This window comes from Nitrosomonas nitrosa, from assembly GCF_003051105.1.
Taxonomy (GTDB): Bacteria; Pseudomonadota; Gammaproteobacteria; order Burkholderiales; family Nitrosomonadaceae; genus Nitrosomonas; species Nitrosomonas nitrosa.
The window spans coordinates 54,450-79,802 of sequence record NZ_QAOO01000008.1; the positions used below are offsets into that span (position 1 = coordinate 54,450).

19 protein-coding genes are annotated in these 25,353 nt (G+C 45.5%); 4 read left to right on the plus strand and 15 right to left on the minus strand.

Annotated features, from left to right (window positions below; genetic code table 11):
* Positions 1-264 precede the first annotated feature (264 nt).
* The 5 genes from mnmE to rpmH form a co-directional block, all read right to left on the minus strand.
* Positions 265-1,620 carry a tRNA uridine-5-carboxymethylaminomethyl(34) synthesis GTPase MnmE gene (gene mnmE / locus C8R30_RS05950; protein WP_107789750.1) on the minus strand — a complete coding sequence of 452 codons (1,356 nt, stop codon included), beginning with the start codon at positions 1,618-1,620 and terminating at the stop codon, positions 265-267.
* Positions 1,621-1,750: 130 nt separating this feature from the next.
* Positions 1,751-3,490, minus strand: a complete 1,740-nt coding sequence (gene yidC / locus C8R30_RS05955; protein WP_090669582.1) for a membrane protein insertase YidC — start codon at positions 3,488-3,490, stop codon at positions 1,751-1,753.
* 195 nt (positions 3,491-3,685) lie between these two features.
* Entirely contained in the window at positions 3,686-3,895 is a 210-nt protein-coding gene (gene yidD, locus C8R30_RS05960) for a membrane protein insertion efficiency factor YidD (protein WP_090669586.1), read from the minus strand.
* On the minus strand, positions 3,867-4,238 hold the full coding sequence (gene rnpA / locus C8R30_RS05965) for a ribonuclease P protein component (protein WP_107789751.1): 372 nt from the start codon (positions 4,236-4,238) through the stop codon (positions 3,867-3,869). The genes yidD and rnpA overlap by 29 nt, the downstream gene beginning before the upstream one ends.
* 46 nt (positions 4,239-4,284) lie before the next feature.
* Positions 4,285-4,419 (minus strand): 50S ribosomal protein L34, encoded by a 135-nt coding sequence (gene rpmH / locus C8R30_RS05970; protein WP_090669592.1) that lies wholly within the window; start codon positions 4,417-4,419, stop codon positions 4,285-4,287.
* A 300-nt stretch (positions 4,420-4,719) separates the two neighbouring features.
* On the opposite strand from rpmH, the gene C8R30_RS05975 reads away from it, so the two are divergent.
* Positions 4,720-5,193, plus strand: a complete 474-nt coding sequence (locus tag C8R30_RS05975) for a DUF5658 family protein (RefSeq protein WP_107789752.1) — start codon at positions 4,720-4,722, stop codon at positions 5,191-5,193.
* Positions 5,194-5,230: 37 nt separating this feature from the next.
* Here the strand turns inward: C8R30_RS05975 and C8R30_RS05980 are convergent, their stop codons facing one another.
* From C8R30_RS05980 to C8R30_RS06025, 10 genes are all read right to left on the minus strand, one after another.
* Positions 5,231-6,586 carry a TolC family outer membrane protein gene (locus C8R30_RS05980; RefSeq protein WP_258191950.1) on the minus strand — a complete coding sequence of 452 codons (1,356 nt, stop codon included), beginning with the start codon at positions 6,584-6,586 and terminating at the stop codon, positions 5,231-5,233.
* A 2-nt stretch (positions 6,587-6,588) separates the two neighbouring features.
* Positions 6,589-7,932, minus strand: a complete 1,344-nt coding sequence (locus C8R30_RS05985) for an HlyD family type I secretion periplasmic adaptor subunit (protein WP_090669600.1) — start codon at positions 7,930-7,932, stop codon at positions 6,589-6,591.
* A 28-nt stretch (positions 7,933-7,960) separates the two neighbouring features.
* The gene (locus tag C8R30_RS05990) at positions 7,961-9,736 is read right to left on the minus strand and encodes a type I secretion system permease/ATPase (RefSeq protein ID WP_090669603.1); all 1,776 of its coding nucleotides are present in this window, start codon (positions 9,734-9,736) and stop codon (positions 7,961-7,963) included.
* Between the two features lie 167 nt (positions 9,737-9,903).
* Positions 9,904-10,797, minus strand: a complete 894-nt coding sequence (locus C8R30_RS05995) for an SDR family oxidoreductase (protein WP_107789753.1) — start codon at positions 10,795-10,797, stop codon at positions 9,904-9,906.
* Positions 10,790-11,695, minus strand: a complete 906-nt coding sequence (locus tag C8R30_RS06000) for a glycosyltransferase family 2 protein (protein ID WP_107789754.1) — start codon at positions 11,693-11,695, stop codon at positions 10,790-10,792. The genes C8R30_RS05995 and C8R30_RS06000 overlap by 8 nt, the downstream gene beginning before the upstream one ends.
* A complete protein-coding gene (locus C8R30_RS06005; RefSeq protein ID WP_107789755.1) occupies positions 11,692-14,829 on the minus strand; it encodes a glycosyltransferase in 3,138 nt (1,045 codons plus the stop codon). The genes C8R30_RS06000 and C8R30_RS06005 overlap by 4 nt, the downstream gene beginning before the upstream one ends.
* 41 nt (positions 14,830-14,870) lie before the next feature.
* On the minus strand, positions 14,871-15,650 hold the full coding sequence (locus tag C8R30_RS06010; RefSeq protein ID WP_181258703.1) for a PIG-L deacetylase family protein: 780 nt from the start codon (positions 15,648-15,650) through the stop codon (positions 14,871-14,873).
* Complete coding sequence (locus C8R30_RS06015) at positions 15,616-16,797, minus strand: glycosyltransferase family 4 protein (protein ID WP_107789757.1); 1,182 nt, start codon at positions 16,795-16,797, stop codon at positions 15,616-15,618. The genes C8R30_RS06010 and C8R30_RS06015 overlap by 35 nt, the downstream gene beginning before the upstream one ends.
* Positions 16,798-16,881: 84 nt before the next feature.
* A complete protein-coding gene (locus tag C8R30_RS06020; RefSeq protein WP_181258704.1) occupies positions 16,882-18,558 on the minus strand; it encodes a GNAT family N-acetyltransferase in 1,677 nt (558 codons plus the stop codon).
* A complete protein-coding gene (locus tag C8R30_RS06025; protein ID WP_107783037.1) occupies positions 18,548-19,825 on the minus strand; it encodes an ABC transporter ATP-binding protein in 1,278 nt (425 codons plus the stop codon). Before C8R30_RS06025 ends, C8R30_RS06020 begins: the two co-directional genes overlap by 11 nt.
* Positions 19,826-20,143: 318 nt before the next feature.
* Between C8R30_RS06025 and dnaA the strand changes: the two genes are divergently transcribed.
* From dnaA to gyrB, 3 genes are all read left to right on the plus strand, one after another.
* Positions 20,144-21,517, plus strand: coding sequence for a chromosomal replication initiator protein DnaA (gene dnaA, locus C8R30_RS06030; protein ID WP_107783036.1), 1,374 nt, complete (start codon positions 20,144-20,146; stop codon positions 21,515-21,517).
* 207 nt (positions 21,518-21,724) lie between these two features.
* Entirely contained in the window at positions 21,725-22,849 is a 1,125-nt protein-coding gene (dnaN, locus tag C8R30_RS06035) for a DNA polymerase III subunit beta (RefSeq protein WP_090668228.1), read from the plus strand.
* 68 nt (positions 22,850-22,917) lie between these two features.
* Entirely contained in the window at positions 22,918-25,326 is a 2,409-nt protein-coding gene (gyrB, locus tag C8R30_RS06040; RefSeq protein ID WP_090668226.1) for a DNA topoisomerase (ATP-hydrolyzing) subunit B, read from the plus strand.
* The last annotated feature ends 27 nt before the right edge of the window (positions 25,327-25,353 follow it).

Below are 25,353 nucleotides of genomic sequence, written 5' to 3' on the forward strand. Positions count from 1 at the left end.
TTTATGTAATTGAGGAACAAGATGATCAATTGATCGTTGCAGTTATTCTTCAGTCAATCAGTCAAATTTCTATTCTTGGGAAAATACTATCGGAGCAATTCGTTGTTATTCTTACTCAATCCTAGTTTTGACATAAATGAGTGTGTACCAAATAAGCATTCACTCACCGTTCTGATGTATCGGTTTCAAATCCGATAAATTCATTGTCGTCGGCGAATATCGCAGTAAGTGATATTCATCTTTTTAAAAACGTAATCAATACGGTCATTTGCCAATACAAAATCTCGAAAATATTTCTCCTAATAAATCATCGGCCGTGAATTCTCCGGTAATCGATGACAATGCTCGTTGTGCCAACCGCAGTTCTTCCGCCAGCAGCTCCAGCTGCATGCCGCTTTGCACCCAGGGACCGGCTTGATCCAGATGTGTTTTGGCTTGGTTCAACGCTTGCAGGTGCCGCTGACGCGCCATGAACATACCTTCACCAGCAACATTGGCTTGCCATCCGATCATTTCGAGCAGTTTCTTGCGCAACAGCTCGATCCCTGCGCCAGTTTTGGCGGAAAGGTATACGCGCGGTCGGCCGGATACTTCTTCGAGTCGTGCTGACTCACTCGAAAGATCGATTTTGTTATAGACCGTCAGCAGCGGCAAATCAGCAGGCAGGCTTTGCAAAACCTGCTGGTCAGCGGCAGTCAGGCCTGCTCGGCTATCGATCAATAACAGCGCAAGGTCTGCTTTTTTGATTGCGGCATGTGTGCGCGCAATGCCGCTTTTTTCGACGATATCAGTGGTTTCTCTCAAACCCGCCGTGTCGATGATGTGCACCGGTATACTTTCCATTTGAACCAATTGCTGGATCGTGTCACGAGTCGTACCCGGTATTTCCGTCACAATCGCGACATCATCGCCTGCCAGCTGGTTCATCAGACTGGATTTGCCGACATTGGGTTGCCCGACCAGCACGACTATGATCCCTTCTTGCAATAGGCTACCTTGACGGGAAGCAATCAGCACGCACTCCAGTTTTTCTCGGATAATTTGCAATTGGCGGGCGGCATGAGCCGATTCCAGATAATCGATTTCTTCTTCCGGAAAATCCAGGGTTGCTTCAACCAACATGCGCAAATCAATCACCGCGCGGACCAATGCGTGAATCTTGGCAGAAAAGGCTCCCTGCAAAGAGCGTATTGCACAGCGGGCTGCGCCTGAAGTGCTGGCGTCGATCAGATCCGCCACGCTTTCTGCTTGCACCAGGTCGAGCTTGTTGTTCAGAAAAGCGCGCAGGGTAAATTCACCGGGTTCCGCCAAACGTGCGCCCAATTGCAAACAGCGTGACAATAATAAATTGATGACCGCAGGTCCGCCATGACCCTGTAATTCGAGGACGTCTTCGCCCGTATAAGAATGGGGCGATGGATAATAAATGGCGATTCCTTGATCGATTGGATCTCTATTTTCGTCGAGAAAGTGGCTCAATTGGGCCACGCGGGGGGAGGGAACTGAGCCGATAACGGCTTGCGCAATCGACTGTAAGTTTTTACCGGAAACTCGGACGATTCCGATACCCCCCCGGCCAGGAGGGGTTGCGACAGCAGCAATGATGTCATTGCCTTGCATACGATTTTGACAGATCAGGTTTTAAACCTAGTAGGGTGAAGAACGTACATTGAAATCGATTGCCACTATAAACATTGGCAAGCGTCTACCGAATCAATCAACGCTTGCCTTGCCAACAACATTAAAAACGTCAAGATTTTCTTTTTTCTTTCGCTTTTTCTTTGGGTTTAACTTTGCTTCCCTTTTCTTCCGCAGGTTGGCCGTATAAGCGGGTAATTTGCCATTGCTGCAATATAGACAGAATATTGTTGACCAATGAATACAGCACGAGCCCAGCCGGAAAGAAGAAGAAGAAAATACTGAACGCGATCGGCATGATTTGCATGACGCGAGCCTGTAGAGGATCGGTGGGCTTAGGGTTCAATTTAAATTGAATGAACATCGATATCCCCATCAGAACCGGCAGTACATAGTAGGGGTCGGGCGAAGACAAGTCGGTGATCCACAGCGCAAACGGCGCATAGCGCAACTCGACCGCCGCAAGCAGTGTCCAGAAGAGCGCAATAAATACCGGAATTTGCACCAGAATCGGCAAGCACCCGCCCATTGGGTTGATTTTCTCTTCTTTGTAGAGTTCCATCATCGCCTGATGCATCCTCGGGCGATCGCTTTTGTATTGCTCCTGAATACGTTGCAATTTAGGCGTAACCAGCCTGAGTTTAGCCATCGACCGATAGCCTGCAGCCGAGAGGGGGAAAAATAGAAGCTTGACGGTCATTGTTAACAGAATGATCGCAACCCCCCAGTTACCCACCCATTCATGATAGAACGAAAGCAGCCAAAACAAGGGGGCGGCAATGACGGTCAGCCAGCCATAATCGACCGTCAATTCAAGACCCGGCGAAAGTTCAGCAAGCTTATCCTGCTCCTGCGGCCCGGCATAAAGTGGCATAGTGACACGCGCGGTGTCACCGGGAGAAATCCCGCCTACCGGTACAATGATCCCCGCCGTATATAAATTGTCTCCAATTCTTTTGGCGAAAAATTCGCGTGGTTTGCCCTGCTCCGGCAACCAAGCAGAAACAAAATAATGCTCCAGCATGGCAATCCAGCCATTGTCCGCATTTTGCGGATAATCCGCTTTATTTTTATCTAGATCGGAAAAATGTATTTTTTGAAACTTTTCATCCTCGGTGTAAATAGCTGCACCTAGATAAGTCGGGATCATCATGGTCGAGCCAGGCGGCGCAACATTGTCCCGTAACATCTGGAAATAAGCGAACGGACGAATCATGGCTTCTCCATGATTCTGCACCTCGAATTGGACATCGATCACATAGCTGCCACGATGAAAGGTATAGATTTTCGCTACTTGTACGCCATTGACTTCTGGCGCCAGTAAGCGAACGACTATTTTGTCTTGATCACTTGTCAATTCAAAATTACGCGTACTTGAATCCAGCGTAAATTCTGTCTTGTGGTTGGGCAGACCATCACCGATCAGACCTGCTTGGGCAACAGCAATACGTGACTGACTTTGTAACAACGCATAAGGAATCTCCTTATCCTCACTAGAAGGGTGCTTAAGTAATTCTAGCCGGCGCAAATCGCCACCCGCAGTATCAATCTCTGCGATAACCATATCGGTAACAACTTTGATTTGCTCGCCCGTTGCCAACATACGTGGCGTCACGGTCGTAGGCGCGCCGTCTATGCCTGCTGCTTGACCATTTTCAGCTTGCGAAGCTGTCAGTGCATCACCTGGAACGGGGAGCGCCTCATGGCCTTGTTGTGGTGTGCTACCAGCTGCCGTGGAAACCGATTCCGATGCTAATTTATCCAGCCTTCCCCGCTCGGTAACCCAAGCATCCCAAAGAAACAACAATGACGTGCTAAAAATGATGATCAATACAAATTTTTTTGTGTCCATCTTGACCTAGCCAAACGAGTTATAGCGATAATCTTTCGAGTACCCCTAAAAATTCCTATTTCGTCACAATACATCGTTGTTTACAAAAAATGCTTCCTTACCTATCAATCATAGGTTGCGTCAACATTTATTGCACTCGCCTCGTCTTGTGTTTAAAACTCAGAATTTTTAGAGGTACTCTTTCTTTAATAATATTTAAGGAACAGGATCGTATCCACCCCGATTCCATGGATGACAACGTAAAACACGTCCTATGCTCAAAGCCATACCCTTGATAAATCCGTATTTTCTCAGCGCTTCACTTGCATAATTCGAGCAGGTAGGGCTAAAACGACAGGAAGGAGGAAAAAAAGGCCCGATACAGTATTGATAAAACTTAATCAGTTTTATGATCAATCGTGACATGGCGTTTCATCCTAAATATGAGCATTTCAGCTTCCTGTCTGAAGCGAGCAATATCCGCTTGGTCCGTTGAACGCTGTAACCGAAATACACAATCTACTTTGTCCAGTTCTAGCTGATGTATACGAAATATTTCTCTCAGCACACGCTTTAATCGGTTTCGCTTCACTGCTTGCCGTTCCAGTTTTTTTGCGACAATCAAGCCTAACCGTGGGTAATCCAGATGACTCGGTTTGATGAAAAACTGAAGAAATTGACCACTTACCGAGCGTTTAAAACGAATAACTGACCGAAACTCTGCTGCCTTATGCAACCGACGTGCTTTAGGTAATGAATAGTTCCTCACCTAACCTTTCGATCATAGCGCGAGTCTTTGGTTATCGAACCGCATATCAGACACTCAGACGAGTCCGGCCTTTAGCCCTGCGCGCTCGAATGATGGCCGCACCACTGCGGGTTCTCATGCGTACTAGGAAACCATGCGTACGTTTCCTGCGAATAACAGACGGTTGGTATGTGCGTTTCATTTTTTATGTTATGGATTATTAATTAGTTTATGGATAAATATCGTCCCAATAGAACCGCGTATTACAACCTGTTATGGGTATCGATGTCAACCTAAATTTCAAGATGCGGCCCGGAAAACTGGGAGAATTCCCACTATTTTCATGGTGATATCTGTACGCTAGTACAGTTGCACATGATCTTCCTCAGACAAATAATCACTACAGTGAAAGCAGCTATTGTTTAGCCCGGGCGACTGCGTGGATCAAGGGCTAAATCAAACAGCTTGTTGTTGATACACACTTTTCAGGAATGGAGACGCGATGACAGACACAAATATTCGCCCTGCCGATCAACGATTCCGGGATCGACGGGTAGGCACACCCTTTTTCTGCCTTTACCACTTAGGAATCAAACAGGGGCGGCGTATGGATAACCGGCGCTCAGGAGCAGGCGCTGCGTATGTTGATTGCTACGCAGATCATCTCATGCTCGCCACGGCCGCAATCGTGTTTCTCAGCGCGATGGATGCCTTCATGACACTCAATATCCTCGCCAATGGAGGTATAGAACTCAACAACTTTATGGCGATCTTGATAGAAGACAGCGCTGAAAAGTTTGTTTACTTCAAGCTTGCGCTGACGGCCTTCTCTGCGATCTTTCTCGTCATCCACCATCAGGTCCAACTGACAAAAAAAATACAGGTAAAGCATCTGATCTACTTCATATTAATGGGCTATACTGCATTGATTTGTTACGAAATAGGGCTGCTCATCGCAATTGGCAATATTGGGTGAACAATCGTCTCGCCCTAAACAAGGGGAGATCTGCTGATCAAGGTTTTGCAACAAAATAGCTGGCGACTTTTTCCAGATCTTCCAGTATCAACGAACCCGCTGCCAGCCGCAATTTTAAATAGGACAACAAATAGCTATAACGTGCTTCCGCTAGATTGACCTGTGCCGAAAAAAGCTGGCTTTGCGCATCTAACAAATCAAGATTGATTCGTACGCCGCCTTTGATACTTTTTTCAGTCGCCTGTACGAGTAAAAGTGCTGAATCAACGGCCAATTCAAGTGACTCGATTCGTTTGATGCTACTTTGTAACAATTGAAATTGTCGGCGCAATTCAACCAGCACTTTATCGCTCATTGCATTCAGATCCGCCTCAGCCCGCGCCTTATTTGCCTGCGCCTGGTTGGTGGTTGCAACGACTCGCCCTCCAGCGTAAAGCGGTAAATTGACTTCGACCCCAACACTGGCAAACGTGGCATCACGATCAGGAAAAAGAAATGATGCCGAATTCTGCCTGTTCAGACTGGCTACGAGATCCACACGAGGCGCATGACCTGCCAGGCTTTTTTTCACTTCGAGCTGGTTGGTGGTGACAACATGCCGCTGTGTGACGAGTTCTGCATTGCGCTCCAAAGCCATCTGTCGCCAGCTTTCAAAATCGGGAGGATGAATGGGTTGCGCTTTGAAGGTACCCGACAACGAATCCAGTTGAGCGACTTCTTGGCCAACAATCGCTTCTAAAGCGAGGCGCGCGACATCTAACTCGTCCTGCGCTTCGATCACTTGCGCCTGTGCCAAAGCATGCCTGGATTGCGTCTCCAGCACATCGGTGCGGGTCCCTTCCCCTCGTCTCAGCATATTCTCATTGACGAGCTTCAGTTCCTCTAGCGCCTTGAGCTGCGCATTTGCCAAGAAAAAGCGATCCTGCGCCAGCAAGGTTTTAACATAAGCCTCCACCAGTCTGACGATGAGCTCGTAGCTTTGCCCTAAAAATTTGGCTTGGCTGGAATTGGCGCGTGCATGCCCCTGGTCGTAACCCGCTAAGGCTTCCATATTCAAAAGAGGCTGCCGCAACGTCAGTGTCGTGACTTCACTATTAAAATGCAGAGAGGTTCTGTCGGGTGTTAAGGGATTATTGTCAGGTGTTCTTTGTGTCCCTCGACTCAATCCCTGTAAATGAGTGATCGTCAACGACGGCAACAACCCAGCTCGCCCCAGGGCAATGGCTTGTTGGCCCGCTTCATTTTCGTGAATGGCTGCGCGGAAAGTAGGATCATTCATCAGTGCGGATTCATACGCCTCCAGCAACCCCATTCCGTCAGCCATACCCGGTATGCACTGCACGGCAACGATCAGCATCATCGATGAAAATGGCTTAAACAAACGGAATGTCACGGCTAATCTTCCACCAGTGAGGTATGAATCCGATCGAGAATAGGTTTCAACAAGTAATTCATGAGCGAACGTTCACCTGTTTTCACAAAAATTTCAACAGGCATCCCTGCCCGTATTTGCCAATCTGTCAGTATTTTCATGCCTTCCGGTGTTACCTTGGCTTTCAATTGATAATAGGGTACACCGGTGCGCTCATCAGTCAACCGATCGGCTGACACATTCGTGACGATACCAGGTACTCGCGGGATTTTATTTTGATTAAACGCAGTAAAAATAAAATCCACATCCAGGCCCGCATGTACCTTGTCGATAAGATGGACCGGCACCTGCCCTTCTATGACCAGCATGTCTTCCGAGGGCACGATATCCATCATGCGAAATCCAGGACCGATAACGCCGCCGCGGGTGAAAATATTGATTCCGACCACAATGCCGTCCACTGGTGCTTTTACTAACACATTAGCCAACTCAAAATCTTGTGCCAGCAACCGGCTATTGAGCGCCTCAGCTTCTCGTTGTACATCCGTCAATTGCTGCCGTACTTCCTTTTGATGCTCTTCGAGACGTTGGACTCGGCGTAAATTGAGCTCTGAAATTTGCCGCTGGATACGGCCGATATTCCCGGTATCCTCAGAAATATCCCCCGTCAATTGCGCGTGGGTACGCTCCAACTCAAGTACACGATTCCGTGGCACATAACCATCCTGGGCCAATACCCGCATGTTATCGAGCTGCTCTTTCAAAAATTCCAATTGCTGCAGCTTACTTGTACGGGATGATTCCAGGCCACGTAATTGAACTGTCAGACCTGCAATGTTTTCATCCAGTGCAGCCAGTTCGTGTTTCAGAACGGATTGACGCGAAACAAATAATTGTTTCTGCAAAGAAATACTGCCAATAACGCGTGGGTCATCTGCTACAGACTGCAGAAAAGGCGGGAAATCGATTTCGGGCTTATTATCCCGTTCAGCGATCAAACGCGCCTCGATCGCTCTTGCTGCAATCAGCTGACCACGGGTGATCTCAGCTTGTGCCTTGACCTGAATATCATTCATCTTTACGAGCACTTGGCCTTCCTTGACCAAATCCCCTTCCTTCACAAGAATGTCCTCTACGATTCCACCGGTCTGATGTTGAACAGCCTTACGGTTGGTAGCGACCATCACCGATCCTGATAAAGGGACACCTTTATCCAGTGGCGCAAAGGTCGCCCACAGAAAAAACCCCCCCACCCCTACGAGGACAATCCACCAGCCAAGCCGGGCATGGCGGGTCTCATCTGTTTTAACGTTTCCTGGATCTTCTGCTATAGCATTCCCAAGTACGGTTGCATCTTTATGACTCATAAATTTTCTAAGTGTTGATGGTAGGTGTTTATGACGCAGCCGGCGCTGATTCTCCACCAGAGGATGCCGCACCTTGTTGCACAAGTTGCGCTGTTTGCTCGTTCCCTCGCCTGAGCGACTGCCGTTGTTTACTTAAATCGGCCAGTACCTGCTGGGTCGGCCCAAACATCTGAAGCGTACCTTCGCGCAACAGCAGCAGCTTGTTGGTCGCCGTAATTATGCTCGTGCGATGTGTAATCACGACAATTGTTTTGCCGCGTTTACGCAAATCGATGATCGCCGCCAGCAAGGCTTGTTCGCCAACATCGTCCAAATTGGAATTCGGTTCATCCAGCACGATTAAGGAAGGATCCCCATACATTGCCCGCGCGAGACCAATGCGCTGTTTTTGCCCGCCCGATAAGCCTCCGCCACCATCGCCCAGCAATGTATCGTAGCCATTTGGCATGCTCAATATCATCTCGTGTACGCCCGCGCGCTTGGCTGCCAAAATAACTTTATCCGGATCGATTTCGCCAAAGCGCGCGATATTTTCGCTGATAGAACCCGCAAACAACTCGATATCCTGAGGGAGATAACCGATATGAGGTCCCAGCTCATCTTTATTCCATTGGTACACATCTGCGCCATCCAGTCTTACCTTTCCCGCCGTGGTCGACCAAACGCCCACCAATAATCTTGCCAATGTCGATTTACCTGAACCACTGGGCCCGATAATTCCCAGGACATCTCCGGCCGTGATCGCAAACGTCAATCCTTTGAGAACCGGTACTTTCGAGCCAGGTGGTGCAGCGATGACATTCTCGACGGATACCATGCCTTTCGGCTTAGGGAGTGCCATGCCAGGCTTACGGTCAGGGTTTTCTTCCAATAGGCTTGTCAACCTTTCGTAAGCGCTTCGAGTATTACCAAATTGCCGCCAAACACTGATCAGCAACTGTACTGGACCGATCGCCTTACCCAGCAAAATTGAACCCGCGATCATCATCCCAGGTGAAATGCTGTCTTCCAAAACCAACAGCGCGCCTAATCCCAACATCAACGATTGCAATGCGACAGAGGTTGCTTTGCTGAAAGCGCTTACGACCCCCGATTTTTCACTTGCTTCGGCTTGTAAATTGAGAAAACGGCTATGAAGCTTGTACCAGCGCGCCTGTAAATTGGGAAGCATACCCATCGCTTCGATCACTTCGGCATTGCGTAAGTTATTGGAAGCCAATGTTGTCGAGGCTACGGCGACAGCATTGGCTTCCGCAAGCGGTTTGTGGGATAGCTTTTCATTGATATAGGCAAGTACCACCAAAATCACCGTACCAAACAACGCGAAGACCCCCAGCCAGACATGAAACATAAAAATAACCAGAATATAGATCGGGAACCATGGTGCATCAAAAAAAGCAAACAGCGCATTACCGGTCAAAAACTGGCGCAAATTGGTCAAATCTTGCAATGCCTGGCCTGCATTGCTGTTCCCTTGTCGCAAACATTGTTCAAACGCTGCGGTATAGACACGTTTGTTCATCTTCAAATCAAATTGCGCACCGACTCTAATCAGAACGAAACTGCGGACATATTCCAGTGCTCCCATGAAAATGTAAGCACCCAGCATGATCAGCGTCAACATCAACAAAGTCATTTCGTTGCGACTGGTCAAAACGCTGTCATAAAGCTGCAGCATATAAAGGGCGGGCATCAACATTAGCAAATTGATGACTGCACTGAACATTCCTACCGTATAGAACGCGCGCCTGAAGCTGCTTAGTATTTCTGCGATTTCGTTTTGAGGCGTATTTTTTGCTTTCATCTAAAAATTTTAACGAGCCATCTTAATTTGAGAAGATCAAATCTTGCACAGCCAATCATAAAAATGATTCTATATTGACTAGTTGCCGAAATATTACTTTGCCTGACCATAAAATCAAACTAGCATTTGTACAACCACCCTTTGAGAAAAAACGTTTTCGCAACGGGTCATTCAGGCAAATCTTCTTTCATCAGCTGAAAAGGACGGGGAAGATAGCGAAAATCACGCGTTGCTTCTGAAGCATCGAACACCAGATCACGATTCATTCGTTCTGCCATCGCAACAGTCCAGTGGCGGTAACGGGGCAATCTCCGCATAATATTGACAGCCAAGCGAAAAAACCATCGAGGTATCGTTATTAAAATAGGCGGTTGATTTAATGCCGTGAAGATCCGTTCGATCATCTCACGATAGGTAAGTGTTTCACCACCATTGATATTATAGGCCCGATTAGCCACGCTACTGGTAAAAAATGCTGAAAAACAGGCCATAGCGACATCATCCCGATGAACCGGCTGACGCAACCCCCTGGCACATCCAAACAATGGAAAAAATTTAAACCGCCTTATAAAGTGTGCGATTTCAGTGATGTTTTTATCGCGCCCCTGCCCATAAATAAGCGTCGGACGCAAAATAACCCATGTGACATGATTGCGCTCAGCCCAGGCACGGAAATAAGCTTCTCCTTCCGCAAGACGTTGAGCGATTAATTGCTCCCCTTCATCCGAAGAATTGCCTTTGGTAAAAATGCTTGTAGAAGACAAAGCTATGATTCTGCGAGCACCATGCGCAGCAAAAAAATCGAAGTAAGTGGGTAATGTCCAAATAGGTGCCAAATAGAACCACGAAGTGATCTTGTCGCTGACAGTCGCCCACTTTTTCCCCGAATCTTCATCTTTGAGTTGACGCCAAGTCACGGAGGGGCAAATAGACTGTATTCCGGCATCAATCGGCTGACGCGTAAAAGCGACGATTGGCTGACCGCGCTGCACCAGCAACGATAGCAAGCCTTTCCCAACCGAGCTGGTGGCACCAAACACACCCACACAGGGATCAACCACGCCGCAATCCTGTCAGGCTAAATAGATAGCGAAAAGCATATAAGCCCATCGTTGCAGCGAAGCGCATCCAAATACCGATGGCGACTAGCCCCATCAATAGTTTAGGATAACAATCACCAAAAAATTTTTGGTAAAAGCGCATCATCCCCTTGTGTTTATGCCAAGCCACAAAAATAGGACGTGCCTGGCTACAGACACCTTTATAGTGCAATACCTGCACATCGGGAACAAACAAGATCTTCCAGCCCTTTTGCCGAAAGCGCATACACCAGTCCAAATCCTCGCAATGAAGAAAGTAGCCTTCATCCCAAGTACCTACCTGTTCGATCGCCTCTCGTCTCACCAACATTAGCGCACCGGATATGGCTTCAACCTCGATAGGTTTATCCGGCAACGGCTGGTGATGCCTATGAAAATCATAAAAAAGCCGTGGCCATACCTTTTCCAAACGATACAACCCCAGCGCACGCACAAGCGCGCGCCACGGCGTTGGAATCGCCCGTCGGCTCCCACCTTGTTCGCTCCCATCTGGATTGAGTAGTTGTCCGCCGACCATACCTACATGATTCTTCTCTGTTATCACTTGTAACAATCGATCCACAGCGCCTGCAGGTAACATACAGTCCGGATTCAAAAACAAAATAAATGGCGAGGTCGCCGCGTTTAAACCGATATTACAGCCAGCCGCAAACCCAACATTTTTTTCGAGTCGAATTACATTTAAGCGAGATTCAGCCGGAAAACGCTTTTCTAGCACAAACAGGCTGGAATCCGTCGAGGCGTTGTCGACAACGATAATTTGTTGCGCTTGCTTCAACGCTGCATCGATGCAATCGGCGAGCAGCGCACCCGCATTATGATTGACTGTTACAATGGAAACGCTCAGTTGTGGATTCATTCTCTGTTCTGCTCGATCACTTGCGGGTCAGCCAAAATCAGCTCCACCGTCTTTTGAAAATGCTGCCGGTTACAATCACGCTCGACCGCTTTCAATGCCGATGCACGCTTTGTTTCCCAAAGAATGGGATCGTTATAAAGGGCTAGACAAGCTTTGGCAAAGCTTGAAGGACTCTCTCCTATCACGACTTCCTCCTCCCATCCCAATTGAGACGCGATCAATGGAGTAACCACCATCGGCAGTCCTTGAGCAGCTGCTTCATGGGCTTTATGAGGAATACCGGCCGCAAACCTAGTAGGAACGATAAATAGCCGAGCATTTGCATAAAACGATGTGACGTTGTCCACTCGGCCATTGATATGCACGCTATCGGATGCAAACCCCATTACGGTTGGTGCATCGCATAACCCGACAATATCAAGATGGGCGGCACCTTGTGCAGAAATTATCGGCCACACATGGCGCAGAAACCAAATCAAGCTGTCTGCGTTCGGCGAAGCGTCCGACGGCATCGCGCCAACGAACAAATAGCCTGTCCGCTCCTGGAAGCCAGGTGTTTTATGTGCAATATCGAGTGCATGACCGAGAACGAACACATTTTTCTTGCCATAGCGAAGAAAATGATCTGCCTCGGCCTGCGAAACCGTAATAATACGGTTTGCATATTTGGTGATCGCCAGTTCCTCACGAATCAGCTGATCGCTTTTTTCGGGTGTAAAGGGTTTTCCATTCACTTCCGCTTGGATGATTTCTCGCAGGGAAAACATGGCTTCTGCGTCATAAATCAGCGATTTTCTAGAAAACCATTCGGAATGGCAAGAAACGATGCTGTTGAGGACAACCATGTTATGCGGACGGCTGACAATGATGGCATGATAAAAATCCTGTCGCGCTTCAAGGAAATCCTGCAACTCGAAAACACCTCGGTTGGCTGCGATCTCCACCGTCTCCGGCAAAAACTGTCGTGCCTCTTCCCAAAGTTCATGTGGAAACTGCAAAGGGTAATGCGTCACGAAACAACCCGCTTCGACCAATGATTCGATAAACTCAAGCGCGCGTGGAAAGCCGCTTCCCAAGTCTCGCCGTGGTAGTCGATCATCGATAAACAGAACACGCCGACACCCTTTTTTGAAACGTTGCCGCGCTAGCAGCACATTGGCAGCGGACGGTTCCCATTGGGATTGCAGAAAAGCTTGTTGTTTCGAAATAAATACCGATCGATTTTTTTTCTGCAGATTAAACGCGCGTTCCGATTTGGCGTCCGAGCTGGCAAATTCGAAATGGCGGATACGAATAGCCGGGTCGTAAATAACACGATAACCCGATTGCCACAACCTGACACAATAATCACTTTCTTCGTAATATGCAGGTGCGTAATCGATATCGAATCGTCCCATCGACTCGAACAAGGCTCGGCGTGTCAGCAAAAAAGCACCCGAACAATAATCGACATCCCTGACATGGCTGAAAATTGAATCATCAGGATCTTCGTCACGACCATACCCCACGCAGCTACCATCTTGCCAGATAATGCTGCCAGCCTCTTGCAACCTGCCACTCCATAAAAGAATTTTCCCGCCCACGGCCCCTGCATCCGGTGTATTCTGCAGGCGCGTAACTGCTGCGGATAAGGCGCCGGGTAACAATACCGCATCATTATTGAGAAAAAGCAAAAACTCGCCTGTAGCAATTTTAGCTGCACGGTTACAGGCCAAAAGAAAACCTTCATTTTCTTGATTACGAATAATCCGTGCGCCTTCGATACGGTCTAACAGCGAATGTGTTGCATCTTCTGAAGCATTGTCAACAATAAGGGTTTCAAACGTCACACCGCGCTCTTCAGACAAGGCCTTGAGGCAGCGATAGGTCAAACCCGCTTGGTTGTATAACACGAGCAGAATGGACACGACGGGACTGGCGGATGAGGGGAGATGCAATTTCTGGTTCGACTCGAGGAATTTCATCAAAGCGGCATGACTTTCAGCGCGTACTTTTTCCTTGTCGATCGAGAGTGTCTCGCTATATTGACCACCTGAGATCAACCCTCCTCCCCACAATTTTTGTAAAATCCGCCCCATGGGTGATCGCAAAGCATAACTGCGCAAACGGATGCGCAACGTGCTATTGATAGGCAATGCATGATAAATTGCACGGCAAGCTCTAAAAATAGAACGCCTGAGAAAACCCGATTTTCGCAACTTTGTCATTATCCAACGCAATGGTGCCGTGACACGCCACGATGTTGAAGCCAACAAAGCAGCTCTATCGCGTTCTAAAATGCCATAAGCATCTTGCAGTCCCTGAAAGTCGGCCTTCATCTTCGCAAGAGAAGAGCGGGACATTTGATAATCCTTATCCAACATCTGTAATTTATTGTTTAAAGTTCTCGCCTCCTCAGCGCGTGCAAAAGCGGTTGCGAGCTCATGAGGTGGGATCTTGGACCGCCATTTTTCATAAAAAACACTTCTCGCCTGCAGTACAAAATGACTATCCGAATCGTTTGAAAGCCCTGAATTTCCAGCAAGACGATAAGTCGCGGATAGACCGGGAATATGTATAAACGGTGTCTCGAGCGCAAGCTGAGCCCAAAAATCCCAATCCTCATAAACATCGAATCGCTCATCGAATTTGGCACCAGAAGCAAGTAGGCTACGCTGGAAAAGTACCGCATGAATCGGCATGAAATTGGCTTGCCATAATCGTATACGATCCCATTCCTCGTCCAAGTGATAGCGTTCTCGAAAATGCTGATCGACAATTCTGACACCAGTGTAAACTACACGAGCGAGGGATGTCTGTGCGCCATGTATCAATCGATGAATATGATCGGGATCGATCGTGTCATCATCGTCAAGAAACAGCAACCATTCTCCTTGCGCCGCATCAAGACCGATGTTTGCCGCTCTGACACGTGATAATCCACGTCCTCCTTGATTGATCAATTTCAAGATGACGTGAAAGTGCTTCTCGTCAAGTTCGGTATGGCGGCCCCCCTTGGCATTGACGACCACCACTTCGATATTCGAATACGTTTGCAACGCGATCGAATCCAAAGCATCGGAGAGCGTGGGACGATCCATGCTGCGAATGATGATACTTACTAAAGGAAGAGTAGCTTCGTTTTTCTCAGGCATTTTTTTGTAATAAGTAATAAAAGCTTAAGAAACTAGCTAACTCAGTTCCTCAAAAAACTTTCCAGATAGAACCGCAAATTTAGCATTGTTTGCTGTAAACTTTTCCAACTATCCTTCTTTTCAGCTTCGACAAAAGCTTCAGCATAGCTAGGCTTTTGTTGTTTTAGTAAGTAAAGGCCACGGTATTTAGCTAATCCAATACTAGCGGAAAAATAATCACAATGAGAAAGTGGCAATATATACTTTGAAATGGCAAGTTTCTTGAGATCAATCACACTACTAACATCTACCACTAAGGTGGCTGGTAATGGGCACCAAATCTCATAAAAGAATGCACGTCCAGCGCCAGTCCAGCTCTGCCAGCACGATAAAATAGTATGACTAATAGCTACATGGTCACGGTGGTAATCAAGCACTGAAGGTAGAAAAATCCAGTCTGGGTTAAATTGTTGCAATAGACTGTAAATCTCATTTTGGATATGAGCTGAATTACGAAAGCTGCCATCAGGCTCATCAAGAAAATTAATGTCGTCTATTCCAAGTACAGACAGGGCTTCTTTTGCTTCCTGACGTCTAACTAAAGGCGCATCTTCACTTAGACTACCAGCGCCTGCACTATTAGTAATAAAAACAACCTTTATTGCACACTTTTTCTTTTGAAGGAGAGCAAGTGTGCCCCCGCATCCTAATACTTCATCATCTGCATGGGGTGCAAAGACTAATATTCTTCCATCCTCAATAGGTATCAATGGAATCGGAAGTGGGCAAAGCCTAAGCTGGTTTATCTTAGTTATTTGTAGCTTTTCGATAAATCGCTTCATAAGCATCTGTAACCTGAACAATATTTGGCCATTCCGCAGCTCTTGCGCGTCCTTTTTGTGCAATTAATTGACGTAATTCATCATCTTCTAATAAACATTGAATCGCCGTTATCAGCGAATCTAAGGTTGAATCGATCAGTATCGCTCCATTACCTACTACCTCAGGTACACCCCCTACCGCGGTGCATATTGCTGCCGTACCGGAAGTCAGAGCTTCCAGATTAGCTAAACCAAAAGATTCTGAAGCAGAAACACTGACGTATAAATCAGCAGCACAAAGATATAAGCCAATATCATCGGTAATTGCAAACTGTATTTCCTGTGCGAATTTAAGTTGCTTTGCTACTATCTTTAGATTATTGTAATCTCCCTCACCCAGGATAACTAATTGAAAGTTTTTCTTAATTTTCAATCTGGCACAGGCTTCTAATAACAGTGGAAACTGTTTTACCGGTGCAATGCGGCCAACACCAAGTATATAAGCTACGCTGTCGTCCCATCCAAGACGTTTCCGCGCTTCCTCCTTACTATAATGATTAATTACTGGCCGAGCATGGACTACACAATGCCAGTTTGTTGGAAGTTTAGATATTTTTAAATCATCAGCGATCTGTTTAATTCCTATGTTAGTAGGTGCGATTACCCAGTTAGCAGAAAGCAGCGTACTCACTTCCAAGTACTGCATCAAGCGCATTACAAATTTTCCAAGCTTAACACCATCTTTAGAAATGGCTTGAGTGTAGCAACCAAAACCATGTTCTGTTATTCCCCATACAGCATTACATCGCAAATTAAATCCTGCAAAAAACCGAAAACCAGTTGCAATGATAGGATCATGGCAATGAACGTGAGTGTATCCATGCCTTACAACGAATTTGACAGCTAGCCGCCCCATATTGATACGTTCAAGTAGAACTTGAAGAAGTACTGAGAAATCAGTTTCAAATTTTACAATTTGAGCCAATCCGGTGAAAAAACGATGAATACGGTGCTGCCATAAAACTGACCGAGCCCCCAAATTAGTTTGGCAAATATAATCGACAGTAATACCACGTTGTCGGAACTCCAAAATTAAAGGCATTAAACTCCGCCCGAGTCCATAACGCTTTTCAGCCTGAGTTTCACGAGTGACCATTAGAATTTTCATTGCTTCTTTTCTCTATCGTATGTGTGAGAATTATCAGCAACAATTAATAAATGATGGCTTATCAAATCAAAATCACAGCTTAAATCAACGAAAATCGGTATCTCCACTCATCAACCACCAATGATCACGCAACATCGTCGGTGTCGGCCCTGCACTCCAAATATTAGTAGGGATATGAATATCCAATGTCTGCCGAATTCCACCTGTTGCTGTGAAATGTGCAATAAATCTTTCCGTGATACGACAAAATAACCGATAATCACCGCTGATACCTGTAACTCTTCTTGCATGTATTACCAGTAAGGGAATTTCATTCAAAGGTGCAACTAAATCAACGATTTCACATCCATTTGAATCATGCCGGAGCACCAATACTCCTCGCACTTTTCCACCAAAGCGATTGATCACCAGCACAACCTGATATTGGTGATGGGGATGGTGGAGATAGCGTTTCTGCAAATAGCGCCAATCCCGAATACCCACGATTCCTTCACGCAAAGATACGCTCATATCCCGCCAGCATTGATCGATAGCGGTTGCCACCCAAGTTTGTTCAGCACTGGCTTTATCGATTACCTGTAATCGTGTTTGCCAATGAGGGGTTTTAGCCAAAGGCGGCCACTCGAGTTCGACCATGTGACCTACTTCAGCGTACAAATGCAATCGCTCAGCCACTTTCATCGCTCTTTCATTGGGAAATCCGAATCCCAATAAATAGGGCTTGCCATAACCTATGTAACGTTCCAGAAATGTTGCTGCCATCAGAAAAAAAGGGCCTTTTTTAGTCAGTGTGCCGCGCTCTGCTTTGTCAACCATGACATCGCCGATCTGGACGGCTGTTTGGGGTTGGCCAAAATACAAAATTTTTCGTACCATTCCACCATAATGAGCAATCAAACGACCCTCGCGCCATGCGCCAATTGCATGGCCTCGCCCCGCACCATACTTCCATCGCCACATAGCAGGCGACATACTATGACCAAATGTCTGTTCAAACAGAACGAGCATATCAGGGATATGGTTTTCTCCCAGCAGTTGCAAACGCCAAGTAGGCAGCTGCTGTTTTACGAAATATAGGAATACATAACACGACTGGCCTGATTCATATTTTTCTTGATGATCTGGTACGAGTGTTTCTTTAACGGATAGATCCAACTGTTCAACTAATTCAAACCCCATCCGCTTAGCCAATGCCAGAAAATCTTCCAGCAAATGCAATCCTGCCTGAAACGGACCAGGCTGTCTGCATGAACTGAATTCATCCATGATGAGCAAACTTCCTCCTACAGGCAACAAATCAAGCCCTTTATTAAAAAGGGAGAGCGGCTCAATAGCCCGTACAGACTCTTGAAACAGAAGGACATCGAAATTATTTCGAACCGCTGCTAAATCCTCTAGGCGCTGAAACGCGTCACGGGGTTGGGCTTCGATCCGATCATTGGGTTGATCAGTGTTCTGCTCTTCCTGCAGGAGGCTACATACTTGATAACCCTTCTGATCTAGCGAAGCGCAGATTGCAGTCAAACCCGTACCTACCCCCAGGATACGACAAGGAGGGGCAGGCAAGCGACCCATCAGTAACGTTGTTGAATACTGTTGTAGCGTCACCGAATCGGTTTTTTTTTGTTGAATCGGCCCATCAGACAAATGTTCTGCTTGCCTTTCTTGTTGTAGGATATTGTGACCATGAGCTGCCATTGAATGTGTCAGCGCCCTGTCTATAAACGGTAACTGTCCCGAGGAGGGTTGCTTAAATTTCATTTCCAGCTTCCCAGCGATGGGGCACTGTAAAGTAGCCTTGCAGTCTTCCTTCTTGCTGCACGCGCAACTTCGACACGCCATTTACAGAGTCATAGAGATGGATACCCTTCTCACAAAGCAGATAAACGCTTACGAGATACTCTCCTTTGAGTAAAGGTAGCTGATCAAAAATAACGGTCGTTTGCCCAGTTCCTTCCCCAGTTCGCTTCAACACAACATGATCCTCCCAGGTCGCTGCGCTGGTCAGCATCCGCCCATCCATGGCATGAAGAGTAATCGCAACCGTTGGACAAGGTACTGCAGGATCTGAAGCGAATGAAACTGTCACACTGACCGTTGAACAACTACTTTTGACAACCGCATCGCTACTCGTCTCACCATCGACAAGGACGTCAACCTTATCGAGTCGCGCATGACCAGGAACGTATCCAGTCGCAACAGGTGAATTGATTGAAACCGATTCGACGGCTTCATCTTCGGCAGCAACAGGCTCCGTAGCAATCAATACACTTTTATCCAAAAATGTCTGATAAGCAGAAACGACATCTTTTGCATCACCCTCTGCCATCAGCCTGCCTTGATTGATCCAAAGCACCCGAGTGCACAATGATTCAATCTGAAAAAGAGAGTGAGAACAAAACAATATCGTTCTACCATTGTCCTTTAGCTGCATAATACGATTAAAAGATTTTCTTGCAAACGAGCCATCTCCCACAGAAAGCGCTTCATCGATAATCAAAATATCCGGATCGACGCTGACAGCCACTGAAAAAGCCAATCGCACATACATACCACTCGAGTAGGTCTTGACCGGTTGATCAATAAAATCTCTAATTTCAGAAAAATCGATAATCTGCTCAATACGTTCGGCAATTTCGTCTTGAGATAAGCCCATGATGGCTGCATTTAGCCAAATATTTTCTCGTCCGGTAAATTCTGGATTAAATCCAGCCCCCAGCTCTAATAAAGCTGCTAGACGCCCCTTGACTTGTATTTCTCCACACGTGGGCGTCAGAGTGCCGCAGATAAGCTGCAATAATGTTGATTTTCCCGAACCGTTTCGGCCGACGATACCGATTACTTCACCTGGCATGACTTGCAGATTGATTTCCCGCAAAGCCCAAAGTTCTTGGTAAAACTGCCTCTTCCCGCGCCATAGGAATTGTTTTAAACGATCTTTAGGCTGTGCGTATAGCTGATAGCATTTACCTAGATTTTGAATGCGAATGGCAGAATGCAGGGGGGCTGAGATTTGACCAACTTCCATGCTTATCGATAATTCCTTAGGTTCGATTGCTTATGAGCACTACCGGCAAAAGGCGGTAAAAAAATCCATTTTTGATAAACAAGATACTTAGGAAGAGGTTTGTTAGTAACCACACATAAAAACAGGATTGCAAGTTACCTATCATTATACTATCGTTATACGCAAAAATACTGATCGATAATAATCGATTGATTTTTTTGAAAAAGATCAATTTTTATAATTTTATTGATGAGGGATCCGCGCGTTTTCTCACATCAGTGTAGAATACCTGGTGGGAAAATTGTAGTTTGAGATAACCTTAACAAGAATCTTCCACCTATGCAGGCAATAGAAACTTTCTGGTACTCCTGTCTAAAGCATTTCGAGAATGCACTCAATGCCCAACAATTCAATACTTGGATTAAGCCGTTACAGTTGGATCTTTCACAATGTGATGACAACAGTCCGGTACTGATTGCGCCCAATCGATTCGTTTTGCAATGGGTGAAGGAAAATTTCATCCCTCATATTGAAGTGATGGCTCAGCAGCACTTTGCTAGAGAAATTCATTTTCAGTTGATACTGGGAAATTCGGTTGAGGCGAAAACCATCAATGGTGAAAATAATATTCGGAACATGAGCGAGCAAGCCATTCCAGCTGTTTCAGTCAAGCCTGCTTCCAAGAAAAAGAATGTGAGCCAGCTCAATCCTAATTTTACGTTTGACAGCTTCGTAACAGGCAAAGCCAATCAGCTCGCCCGTGCAGGTGCGATCCAGGTCGCTGAACGTCCTGGCATCGCCTATAACCCTCTTTTTATTTATGGCGGCGTCGGGCTAGGTAAAACGCATCTGATCCAAGCGATCGGTAATTATGTTCTTGAGCATAATGAAGAAGCAAAGGTCCGCTATGTCCACGCTGAAAAGTATGTCTCGGACGTCGTCAGTGCATACCAGCACAAATCATTCGATAAATTCAAACTATATTACCATTCCCTGGATGTCCTTCTCGTTGATGATGTTCAATTTTTTGGCGGAAAAAATCGCACGCAAGAAGAATTTTTTTATGCTTTCAACACGCTGATAGAAGCCCATAAACAAGTTATCATTACCTGCGATTGCTATCCTAAGGAAATTTCAGGGTTGGAAGAGCGGCTCGTGTCCCGATTCGGTTGGGGCTTAACGGTAGCCGTCGAACCCCCTGAGCTTGAGATGCGGGTGGCTATCCTGCTAAAGAAAGCACTTATAGATAAAATCGTTTTAGACGAACATGTCGCTTTTTTTATCGCCAAACATATCCGCTCCAATGTTCGTGAACTAGAAGGTGCCTTAAAGCGTATTCTGGCCTATTCTCGGTTCACTGGCCATTCCATTACACTCGAACTTGCAAAAGAAGCGTTGAAAGATTTGCTGGCAGTACAAAACAGACAAATTTCCATCGAAAATATACAAAAAACAGTCGCAGATTATTACAAAATCAAAGTCGCTGAAATGTATTCAAAAAAACGCACGCGTGTGGTGGCAAGACCAAGGCAGATAGCAATGGCAGTCGCTAAAGAGTTGACTCAATTAAGTTTGCCGGATATTGGTGAAGCTTTTGGGGGAAGAGATCATACAACGGTTCTACATGCATACCGGAAAATAACGGAACTAAGAGCTTCCGATCCTACTATTAGCCGCGATTACAACGCTTTGCTGCATATTCTGCGCGGTTGATGCTGTTAATTTGGAAATCATCTGAATAAATTGTGGATAACTTGAAAAAAATTTAGCTATGGCATTTTATCCACAATTTATCCAAGCTTAACAGACAGTTTATACCCTCTAAAAAAATTAACCATACAATTGATAATTAATGAATTTTTAGAGATATACCGGAATTAGCCCTCTTTTATCTATTATTACTAGAGTTTTATAACAACTATGATTCTATTTAAAGCGAACCGCGATTTCCTACTTAGGCCTTTGCAAATGGTCAGTGGTATTGTCGAGAGACGCCATACGTTACCAATACTTTCCAATGTATTGATTCAAAGAGAAAATGGAAAAACCCTTTTCGTTACGACCGATTCGGAAATCGAAATTGGGATTCATTCGCAAGAACATGAAAATAGCGCAACAGAACTAGCCTACCCTGCAATAACCGTTTCTGCTAAAAAGCTGCTGGATATTTTGCGTACTTTTCCTACTGATCTTGAGGTCACGCTGATTAAGTCAGATAGTCGCTTGCTAATTAATGCCGGAAAAAGTCGCTTTAGCCTACAAATGCTTCCGGCAGAAGACTTTCCAAGGATGGCGATAGAGGATCAACCCGAGATCACCGTAAATTTGGCACAGAATGTATTAAAAAATCTTTTGAATTTAGTTCAATATGCGATGGCTCAGCAAGATATCCGTTATTATTTTAATGGCCTACTGCTAGTGGTAGAAGACCGGGATTTAAAAGTAATAACGTCCGATGGTCACCGCTTAGCCTACGCTTCTGTTGAGTTGGAAAATCAGTATTCGAAAAGGGAAACAATCATTCCTAGAAAAACAATCCTGGAACTTTCAAAACTACTCGATGATAGTGAAAAACTCGTTACAATCGAAATTTTTCCCAAAAAAATACGATTCAAATTTTCAGAAGTAACACTGCTTTCCAAGGTCATAGAAGGAAAATTTCCGAGTTTCAATCAGATTGTTGCCAAGACAAATAGCAAGCAATTTCGTATAGATCGTCTCAATTTTTTACAAGGTTTACAGCGTGTAGCTGTGTTATCTGATACGAGCGATAAATTCCGTGGGGTTCGGCTGGTCGTTTCGAAAAATATGTTAAGCATTATTTGCAAAAACAAAGAGCAGGAAGAAGCGCAAGAAGAACTTGAAATTGAGTATGACCAAGAAACAACCGATATCAGTTTCAATATTACCTATCTGCTGGACGTATTGAACAACTTGAATAATGATAGTGTTCAATGTGCTTTTGAAAACACCGATAGTAGTACCTTATTCTCCCTACCCGATGACGATCATTTCAAATATATCGTCATGCCAATGCGGTTGTAACCATTTCTTCAAATCCTCTAAAAGTATTTTTAAACCGGCATTTCTCAAAGGTAATCAATCATATCCTCATGAATGAAAAATTAACGCAACAACCCCGTAATTACGATTCCGACAGCATAAAAATTTTGAAGGGATTAGACGCAGTCCGCAAACGGCCTGGAATGTATATTGGCGATACCAGTGACGGTACCGGGCTACATCACATGGTATTCGAAGTTGTCGATAACGCGATAGACGAAGCTTTAGCAGGACATTGTGATGAAATTTCCGTAATTATTCATCATGATAACTCAGTTAGTGTCCATGACAATGGGCGGGGTATTCCCACTGGTATCAAGCAGGATGACGAGCTAAAGCGATCAGCCGCGGAAATTGTGATGACCGAATTACACGCGGGTGGGAAATTCGATGACAATTCCTATAAGGTGTCTGGAGGGTTACACGGCGTAGGTGTCTCCGTGGTCAACGCTTTATCGGAATGGTTACGCTTGACTATTCGACGTGAAGGAAAAATCCATCAAATGGAGTTCCGACATGGCGTGCCTGTTGCACCTCTCACAGTAACGGGGGAAACAGAAAAACATGGAACTGAAGTCCATTTTTTAGCAAACAAGGAAATTTTTGGTGATATTAGCTACCACTACGATATTTTTGCTAAACGTTTACGAGAACTATCTTTTCTTAATAATGGAATAAAAATCAAGTTAATTGATCAACGTAATGACAAGGAAGAAGTTTTTGCCTTCTCAGGAGGTATTCGTAATTTTGTCGAATATATCAATCGAACCAAAACAATTCTGCATCCCAATATTTTTTATGCAAGTGGTGTGAAAGAAAATATTACCGTGGAAATTTCGATGCAATGGAACGATAGTTATACCGAACAAGTTTTATGTTTCACGAATAATATTCCTCAAAAAGATGGGGGTACGCATTTGACCGGTCTACGCGCAGCGATGACGCGTACCCTCAATAGCTATATCGAAAAAAATGAATTGGCCAAAAAGGCAAAAGTGGATACGACAGGTGATGATATGCGGGAAGGATTAACCTGTGTGTTATCGGTCAAGTTATTTGAACCCAAGTTTTCGTCACAAACGAAGGAAAAACTCGTGTCTTCAGAAGTGCGTCCGGTCGTAGAAGAGATCGTAGCACAAAAGTTTTCAGAATTTTTATTGGAGCATCCCAACGATGCTAAAACTATTTGCAGTAAAATTATCGATGCCGCTAGAGCAAGAGAAGCCGCTCGAAAAGCACGCGAATTGACCCGTCGTAAAGGGGTGCTCGATAGTATGGGTCTTCCTGGCAAACTTGCCGACTGTCAAGAGAAGGATCCTGCGTTATGTGAACTTTATCTGGTGGAAGGTGATTCGGCAGGTGGCTCTGCTAAACAGGGACGGGATCGTAAATTTCAAGCGATCATGCCGCTTAAGGGAAAAATATTGAATGTGGAAAAATCCCGTTTCGATAAATTAATCTCTTCACAGGAAATCATCGCGCTCATCACCGCACTCGGAACAGGTATTGGGAAAGATGAATTCAACCCTGAAAAACTTCGTTATCATCGCATTATCATCATGACAGACGCTGATGTCGATGGCTCGCATATCCGTACGCTTTTATTGACGTTTTTCTATCGACAAATGCCTGAGCTGATTGAGCGAGGACATATTTACATTGCGCAACCTCCACTTTATAAAATTAAGCACGGCAAACAAGAACGTTATGTCAAGGATGATTATGAGCTAAAGCAGTATATGCTGGGGTTAGCACTGACAAACGCGGAAATCCATACCCAAAAGGATGAACCACCCTTAGCGGGCGAAACGCTCGCGAATATTGCGCACGAATATTTACTCTCCGAGGCCGTTATCGAACGCATGAGCAGGCTAGTTGATAGCGAAGTGATGTATGCCTTGTTCAAACAGCCGAACATCGATCTCAGTAGCAAGGAATCAGCGTCGGAGAGCGCGATGAAACTTTCTTCTTTATTGCATGATGTTGCTATCGTTGCTGAATACGATGATGTTTTTGAGCAATTCCGTCTTAAAGTAACACGGGTTCATCACGGCAACGTTCAAATCAGTTATCTCAATCAAGATTTTCTGCAAAGCGGTGATTTTCAGCAAATCAAAAAAACTGCACAAGTACTCGATGGTTTGATAGGCGAACAAGCGTTCGTCCAGCGGGGAGAAGAAACTAAGCCTATAAAAGAGTTCAAGGAAGCGCTCGATTGGTTGCTGGAAGAGGCTAAAAAAAGGGTCGATATCCAACGCTACAAAGGATTAGGTGAAATGAACCCAGAGCAGTTATGGGAAACCACGATGGATCCCAATAATCGTCGATTGTTACGCGCTCAAATCGAGGATAGCATACTCACCGATGAAATTTTTACAACGCTCATGGGAGATGTCGTAGAGCCGCGCAGAGAATTCATTGAAAAAAATGCCCTAAGGGTAACTAATCTGGATGTATAACAGCCTATATATTTCTAGAAAGGGTAT